This is a genomic window from Posidoniimonas corsicana, from assembly GCF_007859765.1.
In the GTDB taxonomy this organism is placed as follows: Bacteria; Planctomycetota; Planctomycetia; order Pirellulales; family Lacipirellulaceae; genus Posidoniimonas; species Posidoniimonas corsicana.
In genome coordinates this window covers 197,545-211,032 of the sequence record NZ_SIHJ01000003.1, presented here as the reverse complement: position 1 = coordinate 211,032, position 13,488 = coordinate 197,545, and the positions used below count along the sequence as shown (strand labels likewise).

Here is a 13,488-nt window from a genome sequence, read left to right as displayed (position 1 = left end):
CCTGGGCGCCAGCACACCCGGCGGCGTCCGCCGCCGGTGTACGCGCCGCCTCCGGCCGGCGTAAAATAACGTTCCGGAATCCTCCCCCCGCCGACCGCGGTCGGCGGCAGCTTCTTCCCGCGAGCCCGCCATGCGTAACCGAGTCGTCATCACCGGAGTTGGCTGCGTCACCCCGCTGGGGACCACCGTGCCCGAGCTGTGGGCCAACCTGCTGGCGGGCAAGAGCAGCGTGCGTCAGACCTCGCTGTTCGACGCGTCGAAGTTCCCCACCAACATCGCGTCGGAGGTCCGCGACTGGTCGATCGCCTCGGTCGGCGAGGACCCGGCCGTGTGGGAGAAGCGCGGCCGCCACACCCGCTTCGCCGTCGGCGCCGCCAAGCAGGCGATGGAGGACTCCGGCGCGCTCGGCACGGTCGAGCCCACGCGGATGGGCGTGTACCTGGGCGCGGGCGAGGGCCAGCAGGACTTCGGCGCTTTCAGCGCGATGATGACCGCCGCCATCCAGGGCGGCGAGTTCGACCTGACCAAGTTCGTGCAGAAGGGCCTGGAGCTGCTCGACCCGATGGAGGAGCTGGAGCAGGAGCCCAACATGCCGGCCGCCTACGTAGCCGCGCAGTTCGACGCCCAGGGCCCCAACTTCAACTGCCTGACCGCCTGCGCCGCCAGCAGCCAGGCCATCGGCGAGGCGGCCGAGATCATCCGCCGCGGCGACGCCGACGTCATGATCTCCGGCGGCGCGCACAGCATGATCCACCCGTTCGGCGTCACGGGCTTCAACCTGCTGACCGCGCTCTCCGAACGGAACGACGAGCCGGAGCGCGCCAGCCGCCCGTTCGACCAGCACCGCGACGGCTTCGTGCTGGGCGAGGGCGCCGCAATGCTGATCCTCGAGGAGTACGAGCACGCCAAGGCCCGCGGCGCGCAGATCTACGGCGAGCTGGTCGGCTACGGCGCCACGGCCGACGCCTTCCGCATCACCGACACCCACCCCGAGGGGCGCGGCGCCACCAGCTGCATCAAGATGGCGCTGAAGGACGCCGGCATCGGCACATCCGACATCGACTACGTCAACGCCCACGGCACCAGCACCACCGTCAACGACAAGGTCGAGACCCTCAGCCTCAAGCAGGCCCTCGGCGAGGACGACGCCCGCGCCACGCCGGTCTCGAGCACCAAGAGCATGATGGGCCACCTGATCGCCGCGGCCGGCGCCACCGAGCTGATCATCAGCCTGATGGCCATCAAGGACAACAAACTGCCGCCGACCATCAACTACGAAACGCCCGACCCCAACTGCGACCTCGACTACATCCCCAACGAGGCCCGCGACCAGCAGTGCAACATCGTGCTGTCCAACAGCTTCGGATTCGGCGGGCAGAACATTACGCTAATCGCGCGGGGCGTGTGAGTTCGCTGCGGGAACGCTATTGGCTATCGGCTGTTGGCTGTCGGCTCTCGACAAAGGCGCGGCGGGCCGACCAGCTTCGCATGGCGGTGAACACCCCGGTCCAGACCAATGCCTGCAGCAGCACGCCTGAGAGCAGCCACAGGCGGTACTCGGCAAGCGAGCTGACTCCCCACGCTTGCAGATCCAGCAGCCCGCTGAGGAACCACAGCGGCCCGAGCAGCAGTACGTAGATCTCAAACTCCGGGCTCCCCTCCCTCAGCACCTCGCCGAACCGGCCGAAACGCGCCCACGCAGCGAGGCTCGCCAGCCCCCACACCGCCGCGCCCGTGGCGATCCCCTTCCCCCAGGCGACCGGCCGGCGCGTGGCGTGCCGGACCTCCGCCCGCGCCGTTGGCGATTTAAAAGGGTTGGCCGCGGGCGACCCGGCGGGTGCGTTCTGCTGTGAGTTCATGCCGCCACAGACTCGCGGGTGCACTGCGTGGACGATTACTTCGGCGACTCGCCCGGGCAGTTGATTCGCTCTTATCGCAATGTAGTGAGTTGCATCGCATACTCATCGGAGCATGAAACATGGCGAGCCCAAAACAACTCACAATGCCCCACGACTAACAGGGCAATGCCAATTTGAACAAGCAGGGGGCCAATGCCTGCTGAGGAGCGGTAAGATACCGCGAATAGAACGCCGGCCGGAAGGCTGACTCAACCGCCAACAGTATCCCCTAGCTGTGCTACACTCGTGAATCTCAAGGATGCTGGCGTCGCTGCTCTGGCCAACCTGCTCCGCGTACCCCGTCCGGTCGCATCATGAGTCGTTATCGATTCGCCACGCCGCTCCGATCGCTACTGTTTGCTCTGCTGCTGGCGGCGTGGGGCACGCCCGGCCGCGCCGAACCGGCAACGGAGGACGCCGCTGAGCCGCTGCCGCCGGACATCGCGACTCGCGACTTCGGGCACGACTGGCCGACGTTTCTTGGGCCCGCGGCCGATGGCAAGTCACGGGAGACGGGACTCGACTTCGATTGGCCGGCCGAGGGGCCGCCGATCGTGTGGCAGACGCCGCTGGGGACCAGCTACAGCGGGCCCTCGATCAGCCGCGGACGGTTGTTCCACTTCGACCGCCACGGCGATCAGGACCGGCTGACCTGCCGCGTGGCGGAAACGGGCGAGCAGCTCTGGGCCGTTTCCTACCCGACCGACTACGAGGACCTGCTCGGCTACAACAACGGCCCCCGCTGCTCGCCGGTGGTAGACGGGGCGCGGGTCTACACGCTGAGCGCCGAGGGGGTCCTGAGGTGCGCCAGCGCGTCCGACGGCGGGCTGCTGTGGGAAGTCGACACCACCGAGCGGTTTCGCGTGGTGAAGAACTTCTTCGGCGTCGGCAGCACGCCGCTGGTGGTCGGCGGCCACGTGATCGTGAACGTCGGCGGCAGCCCGGCCGACGCGCCGCGCGATGTCTACGCGGCGCGGGGCGCCGTGCCGGCCAACGGCGCCGGGGTGGCAGCGTTCGACAAGCTAGACGGCAAGGTGGTTTGGACGTGCGCCGACGAGCTGGCCAGCTACGCGAGCCCGGTCGCCGCCGACATCGAGGGCCGGCCCTGGTGCTTCGTGTTCGCCCGCGGCGGCCTGGTCGCGCTGAACCCACAGACGGGCGAGATTGATTTCCAGTACCCCTGGCGGGCGAAGACCCTGGAGAGCGTGAACGCTTCGTCGCCGGTCGTGGTGGGCGACGAGGTCTTCATCTCCGAGACCTACGGCCCTGGAAGTTCACTGCTGCGGGTGCGGCCCGGGGCGTTCGACATCGTCTGGCGGGACGATCCGCGGGAACGTGAGAAGTCAATGCAGCTGCACTGGAACACGGCCATCCACCACGAGGGCTACCTGTACGGCAGCAGCGGCCGCCACTCGAACGGGGCCGAGCTCCGCTGCGTGGAGTGGTCGACCGGCGAAGTCAAATGGCGTCAAGAATCGCTGGGGCGATGCTCGCTGCTCTACGCCGACGGCCACCTGATCTGCCTGGCCGAGAGCGGCGAGCTGCACGTCCTCAAGGCCACCCCCGGGCGGTACGAGCTGGTGCGGTCGGTCACGCTGCGTGACGCCACCGGCAAGCAGCTGCTCGAGCCCTATGCCTGGACCGCGCCGGTGCTGGCCCGCGGCCTGCTTTACCTGCGGGGCGACGATCGGCTGGTCTGCATCGATCTGGCGAAGAACTGAACCGCATCGCCAAGTTCAATAACTCCTGCGCCCGTAGGTCTCCGGCTCAGACAACTGGTCACCGGGCGGCCGGGGTGGTTGGGCGCCGCGCAGCGGCAGGGGCTCGCGGCGGCGTGGTATGTGAGTTGCATCCAGTTGGACTCCGCCGATCACGCGAGTGTCGGCCGCACCGAGTTCGCAAGCACGCCGCCCTGCGGCGCGTTCGCCCAACCGAAAGCAACCACCATGGGTTCCCCCACGACCACCCCCGAAAAAATCGACGAGCTCTACGAACTGATCGACGGCATGGAGGTCGCGCTGATGACCACCCGCCGCCCCGACGGGCTCTTGGTCACGCGCCCGATGGCGACCCAGGACCGCGGGCCGCTGGCCGACCTGTGGTTCGTCACCAGCATCGATACCCACAAGGTCGACGAGATCGAGGCCGACCCGCATGTCAGCCTCGGCTACTACGACCACGGCTCCAGCGAGTGGGTGTCGGTCAGCGGGCGGGCGAGCATCTGCCAGGACCGCGACAAGATCCACGAGCTCTACGAAGACGACTGGAAGATGTGGTTCCCGGACGACGGCCCCGGCCGCGACGGCGGGCCGGACGACCCTCGGCTAGCGTTGATCTTCGTCGAGGCGCTGACCGTCACGTATATGAAGGCCAAGCACTCCAAGCCGATGACCCTGTTCGAGATCGCCAAGGGGCGGCTGACCGGCAAGCAGCCCGACATCGGCCGCGAAGAGCACCTGGACCGGGCCGAGCTGTAGCCCGCTACTCCGGGAACTCCTTGTCGACCGCGTCGGTCTGGTAGATCGGCATGTACCGGTAGTAGACCTCCAGCGTCATCGTGGCGAGCGAGGTCATGTACAGCCGGCCGCCGGTATCGTTGTGCGGGCCGTCGGTGTACCAGCTTCCGCGGGCGTGGCCCTGGGTCTCTTGCTGGCCGATCAGCTGGTCGCGGAGCTTGAGGTTCCAGTCGCGCCACACCGCGCCCTTGCCGCCGGTGTACTGGAACAGCACCTGCGACGCGTAGTAGTTGTAGTAGTAGTCGTTGTTCGATGGGCCCCGCTCGGCAAGCTTGAGCACGCCCTCGCGGAGCGCCTCGTTGTCGCGCTTCCAGCCGAGGTACATGCGGCACAGCAGCCCGATGGACGAGCGGGTCGGCGACGGGCCGTAGTTCGGGTCCGTGGGGCTCGGCAGGTAGGAGTACTCCGTGCCGTTGGCGTGCGACACCGTGTTGAGGAACTGGCTGGCGCCGGCGGCCACGGCCGGCGGCACTCGGAGATGCGCCAGGTACGCGCTCTTCAGCGCCATCACCTGCCAGCCGACGACCGACGTGTCGCCCGGGACCTGGTTGGCGGCGTAGCGCCAGCCGCCGTCGGTCCCCTGGCTCGCGATGATGTGGTCGATGGCCGCCTGGGCGAATCCGCCCACGGACGAGTCGCCGGTCATGCCGTAGGCTTCTGACAGCGCGATGGCGGCGATGCCGTGCGAGTACGCGCCGCCGCCGATGGCGTCACGCCACGACGCGCCGACGTCCTCGACCTTGCCGAGCCGGCCGAGCGCCTCGAGGCCGCGGGTCACCACCCGCTTGTACTTGCCGTCCTTGTGCGTCTGGCCCGCCCCCAGGAACGGCAGCAGCGCCAGCCCGGTGCCGGCGCGGACCGACTCGGCGGGCGGGCGGTTGGACGGGTTCGGGCACCGCCCCTGGCACGGCCCCAGGGTGTGGACCAGCGTCCACGTGCCGTCGGGGTTCTGGTGCTCGGCGATCCACTTCAGCGCGTTCTCGATGGCCTCCTCGCTCTCGGCGCTGCCGCCCGCCTTGGCGATCGCCGCGAGCGACATCTTTCCGCGTCCCGTGGTGCCAACGCCGCTGAAGCCCAGCGCGTCGCTCGGCAGCGACGGCGCCGCCGGCGTCAGGCCGACGTCCGACAGCTCGGTGAAGGTGGGCGCCGCGGTCAGGTCCTCGAACGTGGACAGGCTCACCTCCTCGGCCAGCTGCTCCACCTCGGGCTGCACCTCGAACTCGACGGGCTCGGTCTCGAGCTCGGCCTGGTCGAGGTTGATCTCCTCGAAGTCGTCGAAGCTCTCCTCCTCGGTGCTCGGCTCCGACAGCAGCAGGTTTTTGCTCAGCTCGGGCAGCACCGGCAGCGACCACAGCGCCAGCACGATGACCACGACCATGTGCAGCACCAGGCTGGTCAGCCAGCTCGGGCTGCCCTGCACGATCTCGCCCCAGGCCTCGCCCAGGGCGGAGGGTCCGCGCTGGTCTTCGCCGTCGCGATCGGTGGCGGGCGGCGGCGCAGGGGGCGAGTTGGCGGGGGGGGTCGGATCCGACATTGCAACCTGGGGGACCCATCGGCGGCGCGCCAGAATCGCCGCGATGCTCTACTGTTCCAAAAGAGGGGGCCGCGCGTCCACGCCGGGCCGCGGGCCTGCTCCTTCTAGCTTAACAGTCGAGCGCAGGCTTAGCCATAAATCGCGGGCCGCGGAGCAATCTGCTGGCCGAAGATACGAATACCCTGGCGCCACGCGGCGGACCGCGTGCTTTGCCCGCTTGTTGCCCCGGCTCTATAATTCGTCCGACCGAACCCCAGCCAGTACATTCCGAATGATCCGCCCCACGTTCGATGCTGGCGCTCGCCTCCGCGGGCTGCTGGCGTGCGCAGTCGCAGCAGCGGTGCTCGCCGGGTGCGCGGACGCGTCAGCCGCAGAGCCCGTTGGCAGCCTGGTGAAGCTGCGGCTTCCGCTCACCGGCGGCGACGACCAGGCGCTGCAGGGCGTGCTCACTCGCACCGCGGAGAAGCTCCAGCGGCAGGCCGCACCCGACCGCGACGGCCGCCCCACCCTCATCCTCCAGTTTGACGGCGACGGCGCCGCCGGCGGGTCGGAGTTCGAACGCTGCTTGTCGCTCGCGCGGTTCTTGCTGCGCGACATGACCGGCGTGAAGACCATCGCCTATCTCCCCCAGACGGTCAAAGGCCACGCCGTGCTGGTCGCGCTGGCCTGCGAAGAGATCGCCATGTCGCCCGACGCCGAGCTCGGCGAGGCGGGCCTGGACGAGGACCCCGCGCGCCCGGTCGAGCCCGGCATGGCCGCCGTGTACGAAGAGATCGCCGCCGCGCGGCGCAACATCCCGCCCGCCGCGGCGCTCGCCATGATCGACCGGCGGCTGGAGCTGCTCCGCGTCGAGAACGAGACCGGCGTCGACTTCGTGCTCCGCCGCGACCTCGACGACCTCGAGGCCCAGCGGACCGTGATCGACACGCAGGTGCTCTCGCCGGCCGGCGCGCTGGCGGTGTTCACCGGCAGCGAGGCCCGCGAGCAGAGCTGGATCGACTACCGCGTGCGGGACGAGTCCGCGCTCGCCCGCGTGCTGGCGCTGCCCGAGTCGGCGGTGCAGGAGGACCAGACCACGCTGGCCAACTGGACGCCCGCCTTCATCGAGCTGAACGGCGAGCTCACCGAGCGGCGGCTCAAGCAGATCAAGACGCTCATCGGCAGCGAGATGGACCAGCGCGGCGTCAACTGGATCGGCCTGCGGATCAACTCCGGCGGCGGCCGCATCGACCTCTGCGCCGAGTTGGCCGCGACCCTCGCCGAGCTCGAAGAGTCCGACGTCCGCACCGTGGCCTACGTGCCGGTCGAGGCCTCCGGCGGCGCGGCGCTGATCGCGCTGGCCTGCGACCAGCTGGTGATGCACCCCGGCGCCACGATCGGCGGCGGGATCACGGTCCAGCCGCCCGCGGCCGACGGCCCCGCCCGCCGCATGCCGCCCCCCGGCGACCGACCGGGCCGCGCCCGGCCGGAAGACGACAAGCCCAACCCCAACCGGCTCACCCAGCAGCAGGTCGACGCGACGCTGGCCAGCATCCGCGGCCCGCTCGCCGAGCACGGCGGCCACAGCTGGTCGCTGCTGGCGGCGATGGTTGACCCGGGCCAGACGCTCCACCGCTACACCGACCGCGAGACCGGCGGCCAACGGCTGATGAACGAGGAGGAGCTCGCCGCGCAGCCCAACCCCGACGCGTGGCGGCAGGAGGAGGAGCTGACCAAGCCCGGCGCCGTGCTGGCGCTCGAGTCCGCCGACGCCAAGCGGCTGGGCGTGGCGTTCGCCGTGGTCGACAGCTACGACGACCTCAAGCAGCTCTACGGCTTCGACGCCGACCCGCCGGTCGCCCAGCCCAACTGGGCGCTCGAGCTGGTCGAGGCGCTCGCCAACCCGTGGCTGGCGGGGCTGCTGCTGGTGATCGGCTTCGGCGGCATCTACATCGAGCTCAACGCGCCCGGCCTGGGCGTCGGCGGGTTCGTCGCGAGCGTGGCGTTCCTGCTCTTCTTCTGGAGCCACTTCCTGTCGGGCACGGCCGAGTGGCTGGAGGTGCTGCTGTTCCTGTTCGGCATCTTCTTCATCCTGATGGAGGCCTTCGTCCTGCCCGGCTTCGGCATCTTCGGCCTGGGCGGCATCGCGATGGTGCTCGCCTCGCTGGTGCTGGTGAGCCAGACGTTCGTGATCCCCAAGACGCAGGGCCAGATGGGCGAGCTCCGCGAGTCGATCACGCTGGTGGTGCTGTCGATGGTGGGCTGCATGATCGCCGCGTTCGCCTTCCGCCGGTACCTGCCCCACGCGCCGGGCGTGCGGCGGATGATGCTGGCGCCGGCCGACGAGGTCGAGCTGGCCGAGCTGGACCACCGCGAGTCGCTGGCCGACTACGCGCACCTGGTCGGCCAGACCGGCGCGGCGGTCACGAACCTGATGCCCAGCGGCAAGGCCGAGATCGACGGCGAGCTGCTGGACGTCATCGCCGACGGCGAGGTCATCGACCGCGGCGACCGCATCGTCGTCGTCAAAGCGAAGGGCAGCCGCGTCATGGTGAAGAAGACCTGACACCGCCCCCAGCTAACGCGCAGCCTCACAGACCACCAACCACCACCTACGACCCACCAGCCCGATGCTCCTCGCCGACTTCAACCTGGTCTCCCCGCTGGGCCTGGCCCTGCTGCTGGCCATGGTGGGTTGCCTGCTGATTGTCGCGGAGGTGCTGATCCCCTCGGGCGGCATCATCGGGTTCTTCGCCACGTGCAGCCTGATCGCCAGCATCTACTACGCGTACCAGGCCGCGGGTGCCAGCGGCGGCCTGGGGATGGGCCTGGGGCTGGTGGTGGTGGTCCCGCTGCTGCTGATCGGCGCGTTCAAGGTGCTGCCGCACACGCCGATGGGCAAGGCGATGATCGGCCAGGCGCCGCGCGAGGAGGACGTGCTGCCGGACGACCCGCGGCACGCGCTGGTGGGGCGGGTGGGCGTGGCCCGGTCCAAGATGCTGCCCAGCGGCGCCGTGGAGATCGACGGCCAGATGATCGACGCCATCAGCCAGGGCCGGGCGATCGACCCGGGCCAGTACGTCAAGGTGGTGGAGGTCCGCGGCAACCGAGTAATGGTCCGCCCCGCCGACCAGGGCGACCGCCCCGCCAACCAGAACCCCGACGACCTGCTGACGCGGCCGATCGAGGAGCTGGGGATCGACTCGCTGGAAGACCCGCTGGCGTAGCGGCGGTGCAACGACCGCCCGCACCCGGCAAGGTTGAACTCCGCCCCGCGAACTCCTACAACGTAGCTGGATACCCACCCATTCGGACCACCTGAAATGCCGCTCTTCCCGCTCGCTCAAGGCGATACCCTAGCGCTGATCATTGCGGTCGCAGGGTTGCTGTTCTTGCTTTTCGTCCTGGCGATATTCGCCAGATTCGCACGGTTGTGGATCCAGTCGATCACGACCGGCGCCGGGATCGGGCTGTTCGACCTGTTCTGGATGTGGATCCGCAAGGTCAACCCGTCGGTGATCGTCCGCAGCAAGATCATGGCCGTGCAGGCCGGCATCGGCGACTCGGACGGCGTCACCTCCAGCGCGCTGCAGGCGCACTACATGGCCGGCGGCAACGTGCCGCTGGTGGTCCGCGCGATGATCGCCGCCCGCAAGGCGAAGATCATCGACCTCGAGTTCAAGCGGGCCACGGCCATCGACCTGGCCGGCCGCAACATCCTCGAGGCGGTGCAGACGAGCGTCTACCCGCGGGTGATCGACTGCCCGGCCAAGAACAGCAAGCGGTCCTCGCTGGACGCGATCGCCAAGAACGGCATCCAGCTCAAGGTAAAGGCCCGCGTCACGGTCCGCGCGAACCTGGACCAGCTGATCGGCGGCGCCACCGAAGAGACCATCATCGCCCGCGTGGGCGAGGGCATCGTCAGCGCGATCGGCTCGGCCGACACGCACAAGGACGTGCTGGAGAACCCGGACCGGATCAGCCGCGCGGTGCTGGCTAAGAAGCTCGACTCGCAGACGGCGTTCGAGATCGTGTCGATCGACATCGCCGACATCGACGTCGGCGACAACATCGGCGCCCGCCTGCAGGCCGACCAGGCCGAGGCCGACACCCGCGTCGCGCGGGCCCAGGCCGAGGGCCGCCGCGCCAACGCCGTGGCGAAGGAGCAGGAGAACTTCTCGACCATCGAGGAGAGCCGCGCCAAGCTGGTCGAGGCCGAGGCCGAGGTGCCCCGCGCCATGGCCGCCGCGTTCCAGACCGGCAAACTCGGCATCCTCGACTACTACAAGCTGCAGAACGTCCAGGCCGACACCGACATGCGCGACGCGATCGCCAAGGCCGGCAAACGATAGCACACGGCCCACCGGCCAGCCAGCAAACCACCAACCAACAGCCACCACCCCGATGCCCCAGCCCGAAGCACTGCTGCTCGCCGACTGGACCGACATCATCGGCTACCTGGTGGTGATCGTGTTCGTGGTGCTGCGGTACGTGCTGACCGAGCTGGGCGGCGGCGAGAAGCCCAAGCCGAAACCGGCCGGCAACCGCCCGGCACCCCCACCCAAGCCGGGCGCGCCGCGCGAGGCCGACCTCCGCTCGGAGGTGGACGAGTTCCTCCGCCGCGCGAAGGGCCTGCCGCCGAAGGAGCCCGAGCCCGCCGTCGAGCCGATCATGCTCGACGACGCCGACCAGCCGGCCCGCAAGATCGCCGCGCCGCTGGAGCCGAGCCCCTACCACGGCGACACCGTCAGCGAGCACGTCGCCCAGCACGTGCGGCCGCTGGCCGAGTCGCAGCTCGCCGAGCAGGCCGCCCACCTGGGCGAAGAGGTTGGCCTGGCCGACGAGAAACTCGAGGCCCGGCTCAAGGCGAAGTTCGAGCACCGGCTCGGCACGCTCCGCCGCCGGGAGGAAGAGCCGGAGCCGGAGGTCGACCCGCTGGCCGCCACGCTCGGCGGCGAGCAGATCGCCGCCATGCTGGCCAACCCCGAAGGCGTGCGGAACGCGATCATCCTGAACGAGATCCTGCAGCGGCCAACCGACCGCTGGTGATCCCCCGAACCAACCCGCCGCGAGCTACGTTTGAATAACAGGCCGGGCGCCACGCGGCGGCCGCCCGGCCCGACAGCCCTCCCCTACGCGACCGACCAGCTATGCCCCTGTACGAGTACCTGTGCCGCGACTGCGACAATCCCGCCGAGCTGCTGATCCGCGGCGACGAGAAGCCGGTCTGCCCGGAGTGCGGCGGCGAGCAGCTGATGAAGCTGCTGAGCGTGCCCGCGGCGCCCTCCGGGGGCGGTTCTCCGCGGGACGACGGCCCCCCGCCGGGGTCGTGCGGGTCGGGTTGCGCCTGTTTTCCGGGCGGCTGAGCGGCGGCGTCGGGCGGGCGGGCGGCGCGGCCGTCACAACCGGTTCCCAAGCCCTTATCCGGCCTTGGTTTACGCAGAGCGCGTAAATTGACACCCCGGAAACGGCCTGACTATACTGAAGTTTCTCCGCGGCGCTTGGACGCCGCCGGGGCCGCGTTGGGACCGACGCGGCTGGTTACGCATGGCGGCGCACGGCACGGAACCCGGGGCGCCCAGCCCCAGGCCGCGAGGGCAAGATCCGCCCCGGAGCGGTCCCAGGAACACTGGAAGCAACGATGAACTTCATTGGCAAGATCTTCGTCGTGTTCATCTTCATCATGAGCATCATCTTCATGACGCTCGCCGCCGTGGTGTACTCGACGCACCGCGACTGGCAGGCGAAGGCGAACACGGCCCAGACCCAGCTCACCCAGGCGCAGAACCGGCTCAGCCAGAAGGAGTCGGAGTTCGAGCGGCTGCAGAGCGAGCTAGAGGCCCAGCGCGAGGCGGCCCTGCAGCAGGTCCGCAAGCTGGAGAGCGAGCGCGACGTGCTGGCCGGACGCACCACCAACCTGCAGCGCGAGGTCGACGACCTCCGCGGCGAGTGGACCGAGGCGACCGCCGCCGTGGCGAGCACCCAGCAGAGCATCAACAACACCACCGAAGAGAACCAGCAGCTGCGAGGCGACATCCGCGTCGCGCTGAACGAGACCGACGAGGCGATCAACCGCGCCCTGGCAGCCACCGACGAGCTGCACCAGGCCCAGCGTCAGCTCGAGAACACCATCGAGCAGCGCACCAGCCTGCTGGCCCAGGTCGGCGAGATGACCAGCGTCATGGAGGCCGAGGGCCTCGACCCCAGCGCCACGATGGACGACGTCACGCCCCGCGTGGACGGCGTCGTGACGGGCGTCGCCCGCCGCGGCTCGACCATCCTGATCCAGGTATCCATCGGCGAGGACGACGGCCTCCGCAAGGGCCACACGGTCGAGATCTTCCGCGGCACCCGCTACCTGGGCCGCGCCGAGATCCTCTCGACCGAACCCGACCGCGCGATCGGTCGCATCGACCCCCGTTTCCAAGAAGGCCGAATCCAGGAGAGTGACCGTGTCGCAACTCGACTCAACCTCGGCTAACGCGCCGCGGGGCGTTCTGGTCCAGAAGCCCAAGACCAACATCTACACGGTGATGCTGATCATCGCCTTCCTGTCGATGCTGTTCGGCTGCCTGTTCCTGTACCTCGAGCTGAGCCGCTTCAGCGGCTAGCGGGCCCTCCGCGCCGCTCAATGGTTCGCGGGCAGCAAAGCTGTTCGCTTGTAGCCCCCCGCTCGGTGGGGGGATATGCCAGAGCATCAGTTCTCAGGTGACGCAGTCCTCCGGCTGAAGTCGGGGGGTTGTGGCATCCGCCTATTGCCGCGACGCTCCCCGACCACGCCGCACAGCCGGCATTGCTCAGCAAGAGTGCTACGGAGAGCACGTGAACTACTTCGCCCACGCGCTGCCGCTGCTCCGTGAGCCCAGCCGCGGCGTGTACGCGCTGGCCGGCGTCGCCGTGCCCGACTGGCTGGGTGTGGTCGCCAAGCGGACCAAGTGCCGCACCCGCCACGCCGAGCCCTACCTGCGTGACGCCGACTCGCGGCTGGCGGACCTGGCGTGGGGCGTCACGCGGCACCACGCGGACGACCACTGGTTCCACGAGTCGGCCGCGTTCACGCGGTTGTCGCTCGACTTCGCCCGCCGCCTGCGTGAGGCCTTCTGCGACGCCGACGGCATGCGTCCCTGGTTCCTGGGCCACATCCTGGTGGAGCTGCTGCTGGACGCCACGCTCATCGCCCAGGACCCGCCGCTGCTCGCCGCGTACTACGAGCAAGTCGCCCGCGTCGACGCCGCGTTCGTCCAGCAAGCGGTCGAGCAGATGACCGCCCGCCCCGCCGGCGACCTGGCCTGGTTCATTGGCAAGTACGTCGAGGTCCGGTTCCTGGCCGACTACGCCGACGACCACCGGCTGCTGATGCGGCTCAACCAGGTGATGAAACGGGTCCGCCTGCCGGAGATCCCCACCGAGTTCACGCGGCTGCTGCCCGAGATGCGCGCCGCGGTGGACGAGGCGTGCGGCGAGCTGACCCTGCGGCCTGCGTAAGCTGCGCCGCATGCACTGGGTGGCGGGGGCGCTCCGCGCTAGCGGAAGCCCCTGATACGTCAGCGCTGGAGCCTTA

Annotated in this window: 13 protein-coding genes; 11 read left to right on the top strand and 2 right to left on the bottom strand. The window is 69.5% G+C overall.

The window, feature by feature from the left end:
* Window positions 1-130 precede the first annotated feature (130 nt).
* The gene (locus tag KOR34_RS20230; RefSeq protein WP_146567624.1) at window positions 131-1,408 is read left to right on the top strand and encodes a beta-ketoacyl-[acyl-carrier-protein] synthase family protein; all 1,278 of its coding nucleotides are present in this window, start codon (window positions 131-133) and stop codon (window positions 1,406-1,408) included.
* A gap of 16 nt (window positions 1,409-1,424) precedes the next feature.
* On the opposite strand, the gene KOR34_RS20225 is transcribed toward KOR34_RS20230, so the two are convergent.
* Window positions 1,425-1,859, bottom strand: coding sequence for a hypothetical protein (locus tag KOR34_RS20225; protein WP_146567622.1), 435 nt, complete (start codon window positions 1,857-1,859; stop codon window positions 1,425-1,427).
* Between the two features lie 353 nt (window positions 1,860-2,212).
* Here KOR34_RS20225 and KOR34_RS20220 point away from each other — a divergent pair, with 353 nt between their 5' ends.
* Together KOR34_RS20220 and KOR34_RS20215 are read left to right on the top strand one after the other, a co-directional pair.
* Window positions 2,213-3,619, top strand: coding sequence for a PQQ-binding-like beta-propeller repeat protein (locus tag KOR34_RS20220; RefSeq protein WP_146567620.1), 1,407 nt, complete (start codon window positions 2,213-2,215; stop codon window positions 3,617-3,619).
* Window positions 3,620-3,844: 225 nt separating this feature from the next.
* Complete coding sequence (locus KOR34_RS20215) at window positions 3,845-4,375, top strand: pyridoxamine 5'-phosphate oxidase family protein (protein ID WP_146567618.1); 531 nt, start codon at window positions 3,845-3,847, stop codon at window positions 4,373-4,375.
* 4 nt (window positions 4,376-4,379) lie between these two features.
* Here KOR34_RS20215 and KOR34_RS20210 read toward each other — a convergent pair whose 3' ends face one another.
* Window positions 4,380-5,948 carry a hypothetical protein gene (locus tag KOR34_RS20210; RefSeq protein ID WP_146567616.1) on the bottom strand — a complete coding sequence of 523 codons (1,569 nt, stop codon included), beginning with the start codon at window positions 5,946-5,948 and terminating at the stop codon, window positions 4,380-4,382.
* 271 nt (window positions 5,949-6,219) lie between these two features.
* Here KOR34_RS20210 and KOR34_RS20205 point away from each other — a divergent pair, with 271 nt between their 5' ends.
* The 8 genes from KOR34_RS20205 (at window position 6,220) to KOR34_RS20175 (ending at window position 13,412) form a co-directional block, all read left to right on the top strand.
* Window positions 6,220-8,493: an NfeD family protein gene (locus KOR34_RS20205; protein WP_146567614.1), complete on the top strand. Its 2,274-nt coding sequence runs from the start codon at window positions 6,220-6,222 to the stop codon at window positions 8,491-8,493.
* Window positions 8,494-8,557: 64 nt separating this feature from the next.
* Window positions 8,558-9,154 (top strand): NfeD family protein, encoded by a 597-nt coding sequence (locus KOR34_RS20200; RefSeq protein ID WP_146567613.1) that lies wholly within the window; start codon window positions 8,558-8,560, stop codon window positions 9,152-9,154.
* Between the two features lie 96 nt (window positions 9,155-9,250).
* Window positions 9,251-10,279, top strand: coding sequence for a flotillin-like protein FloA (gene floA / locus KOR34_RS20195; RefSeq protein ID WP_146567611.1), 1,029 nt, complete (start codon window positions 9,251-9,253; stop codon window positions 10,277-10,279).
* 52 nt (window positions 10,280-10,331) lie between these two features.
* A complete protein-coding gene (locus KOR34_RS20190) occupies window positions 10,332-10,976 on the top strand; it encodes a hypothetical protein (RefSeq protein ID WP_146567609.1) in 645 nt (214 codons plus the stop codon).
* A 101-nt stretch (window positions 10,977-11,077) separates the two neighbouring features.
* A complete protein-coding gene (locus KOR34_RS20185) occupies window positions 11,078-11,293 on the top strand; it encodes an FmdB family zinc ribbon protein (protein WP_146567607.1) in 216 nt (71 codons plus the stop codon).
* A gap of 275 nt (window positions 11,294-11,568) precedes the next feature.
* The gene (locus tag KOR34_RS20180; protein WP_146567605.1) at window positions 11,569-12,408 is read left to right on the top strand and encodes a hypothetical protein; all 840 of its coding nucleotides are present in this window, start codon (window positions 11,569-11,571) and stop codon (window positions 12,406-12,408) included.
* Window positions 12,380-12,538, top strand: coding sequence for a hypothetical protein (locus tag KOR34_RS26885; protein WP_197531621.1), 159 nt, complete (start codon window positions 12,380-12,382; stop codon window positions 12,536-12,538). The genes KOR34_RS20180 and KOR34_RS26885 overlap by 29 nt, the downstream gene beginning before the upstream one ends.
* Window positions 12,539-12,749: 211 nt before the next feature.
* Window positions 12,750-13,412: a hypothetical protein gene (locus KOR34_RS20175; protein WP_228714716.1), complete on the top strand. Its 663-nt coding sequence runs from the start codon at window positions 12,750-12,752 to the stop codon at window positions 13,410-13,412.
* Window positions 13,413-13,488 lie beyond the last annotated feature (76 nt).

What these genes read in the sequence shown, in the direction of transcription:
- KOR34_RS20230 (WP_146567624.1), top strand. Translation starts at nt 131, where the DNA reads ATGCGTAACCGAGTCGTCATCACCGGAGTTGGCTGCGTCACCCCGCTG.
- KOR34_RS20225 (WP_146567622.1), bottom strand. Translation starts at nt 1,859, where the DNA reads ATGAACTCACAGCAGAACGCACCCGCCGGGTCGCCCGCGGCCAACCCT.
- KOR34_RS20220 (WP_146567620.1), top strand. Translation starts at nt 2,213, where the DNA reads ATGAGTCGTTATCGATTCGCCACGCCGCTCCGATCGCTACTGTTTGCT.
- KOR34_RS20215 (WP_146567618.1), top strand. Translation starts at nt 3,845, where the DNA reads ATGGGTTCCCCCACGACCACCCCCGAAAAAATCGACGAGCTCTACGAA.
- KOR34_RS20210 (WP_146567616.1), bottom strand. Translation starts at nt 5,948, where the DNA reads ATGTCGGATCCGACCCCCCCCGCCAACTCGCCCCCTGCGCCGCCGCCC.
- KOR34_RS20205 (WP_146567614.1), top strand. Translation starts at nt 6,220, where the DNA reads ATGATCCGCCCCACGTTCGATGCTGGCGCTCGCCTCCGCGGGCTGCTG.
- KOR34_RS20200 (WP_146567613.1), top strand. Translation starts at nt 8,558, where the DNA reads ATGCTCCTCGCCGACTTCAACCTGGTCTCCCCGCTGGGCCTGGCCCTG.
- floA (WP_146567611.1), top strand. Translation starts at nt 9,251, where the DNA reads ATGCCGCTCTTCCCGCTCGCTCAAGGCGATACCCTAGCGCTGATCATT.
- KOR34_RS20190 (WP_146567609.1), top strand. Translation starts at nt 10,332, where the DNA reads ATGCCCCAGCCCGAAGCACTGCTGCTCGCCGACTGGACCGACATCATC.
- KOR34_RS20185 (WP_146567607.1), top strand. Translation starts at nt 11,078, where the DNA reads ATGCCCCTGTACGAGTACCTGTGCCGCGACTGCGACAATCCCGCCGAG.
- KOR34_RS20180 (WP_146567605.1), top strand. Translation starts at nt 11,569, where the DNA reads ATGAACTTCATTGGCAAGATCTTCGTCGTGTTCATCTTCATCATGAGC.